The following is a 7,753-nucleotide window of genomic DNA, read 5'->3' on the forward strand; positions in this document are numbered from 1 at the left end:
CCGGGGACGACCGGCGTGCGGGTCCGGACCCGCGGCGACGTCCTCGTCGACGTCCGCCCGGCCGACCTCGCCGCGCTCGACCTGCGTGTCGGCGCGCCGCTCGTGCTGACCGTGCCGCACACCGAGCAGCGCCTCCGCCCGCTGCCCTGACGCGGCCGCGACCTCACAGCCGCGTCCGGCACCCCGTGCGGGAACTGTTCCCGCCGCGCAACGCACCCGGTGGGTGGGACGAAACATGCCGTTCGTAGCGTCGCCTGCGTCCGAGCCCCCATCCCTCCCGGAGGTCCCCATGGCGACACCGCTCGCGACCCCCGACGCCGAGGCGTCGACCACGACCACCACCGGCGCGACCCCCGTCGCGACCGGCGCGCCGCTCACCGTCCGCCCCGGCCGCTGGATCGACGGCTGGAACCCCGAGGACACCGCCCAGTGGCGCTCGGTCGGCAAGGCGATCGCGGCGCGCAACCTCGGCCTGTCGATCTTCGCGGAGTTCCTCGGGTTCGCCGTCTGGGCGCTGTGGAGCATCGTCGTGCCGCGGCTGCCCGCCGCGGGCTTCGACCTGACCGTCGACCAGATGTTCTGGCTGATCGCCGTGCCGAGCCTCGTCGGTGCGTCGCTGCGCATCCCCTACACGTTCGCGGTCCCGCTGTTCGGCGGGCGCAACTGGACGATCGTGTCCGCGCTCCTGCTCCTCGTCCCCACGAGCGCGCTGGCGATCGCGGTGCAGAACCCCGAGACGTCGTTCGGCGCCCTGCTCGGCATCGCGGCGCTCGCGGGTGTCGGCGGCGGCAACTTCGCGTCGTCGATGGCGAACATCTCGTTCTTCTACCCGGAGGCGGAGAAGGGCCGGGCGCTCGGCCTGAACGCCGCGGGGGGCAACATCGGCACCGCTGCGGTGCAGTTCGCGGTGCCGCTCGTCGTCGTCGGCGCGGCGGGCCTGCAGCTCGAGCGCGCGGGGCTGATGTTCATCCCGCTCGCGATCCTCGCCGCGTTCCTGGCCTGGCGCTTCATGGACAACCTGTCGAACGCCAAGGCCGACCCGCGGGCGTACGGCGTCGCGACGCGCGACAAGCACACGTGGATCATCTCGTTCATCTACATCGGGACGTTCGGCTCGTTCATCGGCTTCTCCGGCGCCTTCCCGACGCTCCTCCAGGCCCAGTTCCCCGAGGTGACGCTGTCGATCGCGTTCGCCGGGGCGCTCGTCGGCTCGGTCGCGCGGCCCGTCGGCGGCATCCTCGCGGACCGGTTCGGCGGCTCGACCGTCACGATCGCCGCCTTCGCGGTCATGGCCGCGGGGACGGTCGGCGCGATCTTCGCGCTGCGGGCGCACCACTTCCTCGGGTTCTTCCTGTCGTTCCTGCTGCTCTTCGTGGCGACGGGCGCGGGCAACGGCTCGGTCTACCGGATGATCCCGGCGGTGTTCCGGTTCGGTGCGACCGACGAGACGCGCGCGAGCCGCGCCAAGGCCGCGGCGGGCTGCATCGGCATCGCGGGCGCCGTGGGCGCGATCGGCGGGTTCCTCGTGCCCCGCGGGTTCGCGGTCTCGACGTCACTGACCGGAAACATCCAGGCGGCACTCTGGGTGATCGTCGGGACGTACGCCGTCATGGCCCTCACCACGTGGGCGGTCTACCGGCGTCGCGGCTCGGCCTTCGGCTCCACCGTCATCTGACCCTGCCCCCGGCCCCGGAGGACATCCCAGCGTGACGGCGATCGCGACCGCGCAGCACGAGCACACGGCGACGACCCAGGTCGCGACCGTGTGCTCGTACTGCGGTGTGGGCTGCGGCGTGCTGCTCGACGTCGTCGACGACGGCGCGGGCCGCACGGTCCGCAGGGCCAGCGGGGACAAGGCGCACCCGGCGAACCACGGGCGGCTGTGCACGAAGGGCGCGACGACGGCCGACCTGCTCGCGGCGGGCGGGCGGCTGTCGACCGCGCTCGTCCGGCCCGAGCGCGGGTCGGAGCCCGTCCCGACGGGCGTCGACGACGCGATCGCGACCGTCGCGCGGCGGCTGCGCGAGATCGTCGACCGGGACGGGCCCGACGCGGTCGCGCTGTACGTGTCGGGGCAGATGAGCATCGAGGCGCAGTACCTCGCGAACAAGCTCGCCAAGGGGTACCTGCGGACCAACCAGATCGAGTCGAACTCGCGGCTGTGCATGGCGAGCGCGGGCACCGGCTACAAGCTGTCGCTCGGCTCGGACGGCCCGCCGGGGTCGTACGACGACCTCGACCACGCGGACGTGTTCCTCGTGATCGGCGCGAACATGGCCGACTGCCACCCGATCCTGTTCCTGCGGCTGCTCGACCGGGTCAAGGCGGGCGCGAAGCTGATCGTCGTCGACCCGCGCCGCACGGCGACCGCGGAGAAGGCCGACCTGTTCCTGCAGGTCAAGGCGGGCACCGACATCGCGCTGCTGAACGGCCTGCTGCACCTGCTCGTCGAGGCGGGCGCGGTCGACGACGCGTTCGTCGCGGCGCACACCGAGGGCTGGGACGCGATGCCGGCGTTCCTCGCGGACTACCCGCCGGACGTCGTCGCGGGGATCACCGGCGTCCCGGAGGACGACCTGCGGGCGGCGGCGGCGCTCCTCGCGGGCGCCGAGAACTGGGTGTCCTGCTGGACGATGGGGCTCAACCAGTCGACGCACGGCACCTGGAACACGAACGCGCTGGTCAACCTGCACCTCGCGACGGGCGCGATCTGCCGGCAGGGGAGCGGGCCGTTCTCCCTGACGGGCCAGCCGAACGCCATGGGCGGCCGCGAGATGGGCTACATGGGCCCCGGCCTGCCCGGGCAGCGCACGGTGCTCGACCCGGCGGACCGGGCGTTCGTCGAGGACCTCTGGGACCTGCCCGCGGGCACGATCCGGTCCGACGGCGTCGGGCGCGGCACGATCGAGATGTTCGAGCGGATGGCCGACGGCGACATCAAGGCGTGCTGGGTGATCTGCACCAACCCGGTCGCGTCCGTCGCGAACCGCCGCACCGTCATCGAGGGCCTCGAGAACGCCGAGCTCGTCGTCACGCAGGACGTGTACGCCGAGACCGAGACCAACGCGTACGCCGACGTCGTGCTCCCCGCGGCGATGTGGACCGAGGCCGACGGCGTCATGGTGAACAGCGAGCGCAGCATGACGCTCGCCCGCCGCGCGCTCGACCCGCCCGGAGAGGCGCTGCCCGACTGGGTGCTGATCGCGCGCGTCGCGACCGCGATGGGCTACCCGGGCTTCGCGTACGCCTCCTCGGAGGAGGTGTTCGAGGAGATCCGGCGCACCACGAACCCCCGCACCGGCTACGACCTGCGCGGCGTCACGTACGACCGGCTGCGCGCCGCGCCCGTGCAGTGGCCGTCCGCGTCGCCTGACGGGCCCGCGCGCAACCCCGTCCGGTACCTCAACGACGGGGTCCACCAGCCGCTCCTGGTGGACGACGACGGCACGGTCCCGCGCCTGCGGTTCGCCACCCCGTCGGGCCGGGCCGTCTTCCACGCGCGGCCGCACCTGCCGGCGAAGGAGATGCCGGACGACGACTACCCGTTCCTGCTCAACACCGGCCGCGTGCAGCACCAGTGGCACACGCTCACCAAGACGGGCCGCGTCGCGAAGCTCAACAAGCTCAACCCCGGCCCGTTCGTCGAGCTGCACCCCGACGACGCGGCACGGCTCGACGTCGCCGACGGCGCGACCGTCGAGATCGCCTCCCGGCGGGGCCGGGCCGTGCTGCCCGCCGTCGTCGCCGACCGCGTGCGGCCCGGGTCGCTGTTCGCGCCGTTCCACTGGAACGACCTGTTCGGCGAGTACCTGTCCGTCAACGCCGTCACGAACGACGCCGTCGACCCGCTGTCGTTCCAGCCGGAGCTCAAGGTGTGCGCGGTGTCCGTGACGCCGGTCGCGCCGCCGCCCGTTCCCGTGGCGGGCATGCCGGCGGCGACCGGCGCGGGCGAGGTGGACCCGTCGCCCGGCGGTTCCCCCCTCGGCCCCGACGGGACGACCGGTGACGACGCCGTGACCGACGGTGCGCGGGCGATGCGCGCGCTCGCGGGCGCACTGGTCCTCGTAGGCGCCCATGGCGACCTCGTCGAGGCGCGACATGAACTCCTGCTCGGCGACGCCCTGCGCCTGGAAGGACGACGGGATGCCGACCTTGGAGCGCAGCGCCTCGACGGCCAGCGCGTACGACTCGACGCCCTCGGCCGGGGTGGCCGCCGGCAGGCCGAGCATCTGCGCGATCTGCTGGAACCGCTCCGGGGCGACGTAGTGCTCGTACTTCGGCCAGCTCGTGAGCTTGGTCGGGACGGTGCCGTTGTAGCGGATGACGTGCGGCAGGAGCGTCGCGTTCGTGCGGCCGTGCACCAGGTGGTACGTCGAGCCGACGACGTGCGCCATGGCGTGCACGATCCCGAGGAACGCGTTGCCGAAGCTCATGCCGGCGATGGTGCCCGCGTTGTGCATCTTCTCCCGGGCGTCGCGCGTGGCCGGGTCGGTCGGGTCGCCGTTCACCGACATCGCGAGGTTGTCGAAGATGAGGCGGATCGCCTGCAGCGCCATGCCGTCGGTGAAGTCGTTCGCGTAGACGGACACGTACGCCTCGGTCGCGTGCGTCAGGGCGTCGAAGCCCGAGTCCGCCGCGAGCGACGGGGGCATCTTGGCGGTGAGCACGGGGTCGATGATCGCGACCGACGGGGTCAGCGCGTAGTCCGCGAGCGGGTACTTCTTGCCCGCGTCGGGGTCGGAGATGACCGCGAACGGCGTGACCTCGGCGCCCGTGCCCGACGTCGTCGGGATGCAGACGAGCTGCGCGAGCTCGCCGAGCGTCGGGAACTTGAAGGCGCGCTTGCGGACGTCGAAGAACTTCTGCTTGAGGTCGGAGAAGTTGATCTCCGGGTGCTCGTACAGCAGCCACATGACCTTCGCGGCGTCCATGGGGGAGCCGCCGCCGAGCGCGATGATCGTGTCCGGGCGGAAGTGGCGCATCTGCGCCGCGCCGTTCTGCACGGTCCGGACCGACGGCTCGGGCTCGACCTGGTCGATGATCTGCAGCGCGACCTTCGTGTGCCGGCGGTTGAGCACGTCGATGATCTTGTCGACGAAGCCGAGGGTCGTCATGGTCGCGTCGGTGACGATCGTGACGCGCTCGACGTCGGGCATGTCCTGCAGGTAGCGGATGGCGTTCGGCTCGAAGTACGTCTTCGCCGGGACCTTGAACCACTGCAGGTTGTTGTTGCGCCGGCCGACGCGCTTGACGTTGATGAGGTTCACCGCCGAGACGTTGTTCGAGACCGAGTTGTGGCCGTAGGAGCCGCAGCCCAGCGTGAGCGAGGGGATGAACGCGTTGTAGATGTCGCCGATGCCGCCGAGCGACGAGGGCGCGTTCGCGATGACGCGGACGGCCTTGACGCGGCTGCCGAACTCCTCGGTGAGCGCGTCGTCGCGGGTGTGGATCGCGGCCGAGTGGCCGAGCCCGTCGAACTCGACCATCTGCTCGGCGAGCGCGATGCCCTGCTCGGTCGTGGTCGCGCGCAGCACCGCGAGGACCGGTGCGAGCTTCTCGCGCGTCAGCGGCTCCTGCGGGCCGACCGACCCGACCTCGGCCAGGATGATCGACGTGTCCGCGGGGACGGTGAAGCCCGCCTGCTCGGCGATCCACTGCGGGGTCTTGCCCACGACCGTCGGGTTGAGCCTCGCGTCGCCGCAGTTCGTGCCCTGCGCGTCGACGCCGAAGATGAACTGCTCGAGCATCGTCTTCTCGGCCGGCGTCGCCAGGTAGGCGTGCAGGACGGCGAACTCCGCCATCGCGGCGTCGTAGATCTCGTCGTCCAGGATCACGGCCTGCTCGGACGCGCAGATCATGCCGTTGTCGAACGCCTTGGAGAGCACGACGTCGTTCACGGCGCGCTTCAGCTTGGCGGTCTTCTCGATGTAGGCCGGGACGTTGCCCGCGCCCACGCCGAGGGCCGGCTTGCCGCACGAGTACGCGGCGCGGACCATCGCGTTGCCGCCGGTCGCGAGGATCAGGCTCACGCCCGGGTGGTTCATGAGCGTGTTGGTCGCCGCGATCGACGGCGTCTCGACCCACTGGATGCAGTGCTCGGGGGCGCCGGCCGCCACGGCCGCGTCGCGCACGATCCGGGCCGCCTCGACCGAGGAGCGCTGCGCGCCCGGGTGGAACGCGAAGATGATCGGGTTGCGGGTCTTGAGCGAGATCAGCGACTTGAAGATCGCCGTCGACGTCGGGTTCGTCACGGGCGTGACGCCGCAGACGACGCCGACCGGCTCCGCGATCTCGGTGATGCCGCGCAGCTCGTCACGGGCGATGACGCCGACCGTCTTGAGGTCCGCCATGGAGTTCGTGACGTGCTCGCACGCGAAGATGTTCTTCACGGCCTTGTCCTCGAACACGCCGCGCCCGGTCTCCTCGACCGCGAGCTTCGCGAGCTGCCCGTGCTGGTCGAGCGCCGCGACGGAGCCCTTCTTGACGAAGCGGTCCACGTCCTCCTGCGTGAAGCGCGCGTACTCGGCGAGCGCCTTCGTCGCGTTGGCGACGAGCTGGTCGATCGCGGTCGCGACCTGGTCCTCGGGGAGCGCAGGTGCGGCGGGGGCGGCCGCGGCGGGCGCGGTCGCGACGGCCTTCTTGGCCTTGGTCGTGCGGGTGGTGCCGGACTCGGTGACAGTCACCGTGTGCTCCCCTGGTCGGTGCCCGGGGGTGTGTCTCCGGGCGGTTGCTGGAGTCGTCGCCGTTGACGTCTTCGACGCTAGGGGGACCAGTCATCGGATGACTGAGCCGAAGGTCCTGAGATGGCACGGGGACCCCGTGAGGAGCGAAACCGCAGGTGAGGGACCCGGGACCTGGGTCCCGGGTGGCGGGCGTCGCGGGGCCCGCGGGCTGGTCAGAGCAGGCCGGCGAGGCCCAGCGCGAGCCCGAGGGCGGCGCACACGGCGAGCGTGCGGAGCACCGACCACCGCAGGGCGAAGACGAGCACCCCGCCCACGACGGCGATGGCGAGCGACCACGGCTGGAGGGTGCCGACGTCGGGGAGGTCGAGCCGCAGCGGGCCGAGTGCGGTCGGCGTCGACTCCGCGAAGAGCGTGTGCGTCGTGAAGTACAGCGCGAGGTTGGCGATGACCCCGACGACCGCGGCGGTCACGGCCGTGAGGGCGGCGCTGAGCGCGCGGTTGCTGCGCAGCCGCTCGACGTAGGGCGCGCCGAGGAAGATGAACAGGAACGACGGCACGAACGTCACCCACGTCACGAGCAGCGCGCCGACGACCGCCGCGGCCCACGGGTCCAGGTCGCCCGGGGCGCGGTACGCGGCGAGGAACGCGACGAACTGCACGACCATGATGAGCGGGCCGGGCGTCGTCTCGGCCAGCGCGAGGCCCCGCGTCATCTCGCCCGGAGTCACCCACCCGTACGTCTCGACCGCGCGCTGCGCGACGTACGCGAGCACCGCGTACGCGCCGCCGAACGTCACGACCGCGGTGCCGGAGAAGAACGTGCCGAGGTGCGTGAGCGTGCTGTCCCGGCCGGTGACCGCGAGCACCGCCAGCACCGGCAAGGCCCAGACGGCCAGGCCGATCGCCAGGACGCGTGCGGTGCGCCGCCCGGAGGGGCGCTCGGCGTGCAGCGCGTCGTCGGGGATCAGCGGGGTGCGGCCCTCGGGGTCGGCGTCGGCCCGCGGAGTCGGCGGGTCGATCTGGTGCGGGGAGACGCGGTGGAGCAGCCAGCCCGCCAGCCCCGCGGCGAG

Annotated in this window: 2 protein-coding genes and 2 pseudogenes; 2 read left to right on the forward strand and 2 right to left on the reverse strand. The window is 72.3% G+C overall.

Features of this window, described 5'->3' with window-relative positions; all coding sequences use genetic code 11:
* Positions 1 to 289 precede the first annotated feature (289 nt).
* Both HGA02_RS06320 and HGA02_RS06325 read left to right on the forward strand, forming a co-directional pair.
* Positions 290 to 1,675, forward strand: coding sequence for an MFS transporter (locus tag HGA02_RS06320; protein WP_168678305.1), 1,386 nt, complete (start codon positions 290 to 292; stop codon positions 1,673 to 1,675).
* Between the two features lie 88 nt (positions 1,676 to 1,763).
* Positions 1,764 to 3,869: pseudogene (locus tag HGA02_RS06325) on the forward strand (molybdopterin oxidoreductase family protein); the annotation flags it as partial.
* Positions 3,870 to 4,028: 159 nt separating this feature from the next.
* Here HGA02_RS06325 and adhE read toward each other — a convergent pair.
* A pseudogene (gene adhE / locus HGA02_RS06330) lies at positions 4,029 to 6,683 on the reverse strand (bifunctional acetaldehyde-CoA/alcohol dehydrogenase); the annotation flags it as partial.
* A gap of 212 nt (positions 6,684 to 6,895) precedes the next feature.
* Positions 6,896 to 7,753: chromate transporter (locus tag HGA02_RS06335; RefSeq protein WP_168678307.1), on the reverse strand; the 858-nt coding region annotated here is incomplete at its 5' end.

Source organism: Cellulomonas septica (assembly GCF_012396155.1).
Classification (GTDB): Bacteria; Actinomycetota; Actinomycetes; order Actinomycetales; family Cellulomonadaceae; genus Cellulomonas; species Cellulomonas septica.

Excerpts from the sequence above, each read along its gene's own strand:
- HGA02_RS06320 (WP_168678305.1), top strand. The coding sequence starts at position 290 with ATGGCGACACCGCTCGCGACCCCCGACGCCGAGGCGTCGACCACGACC.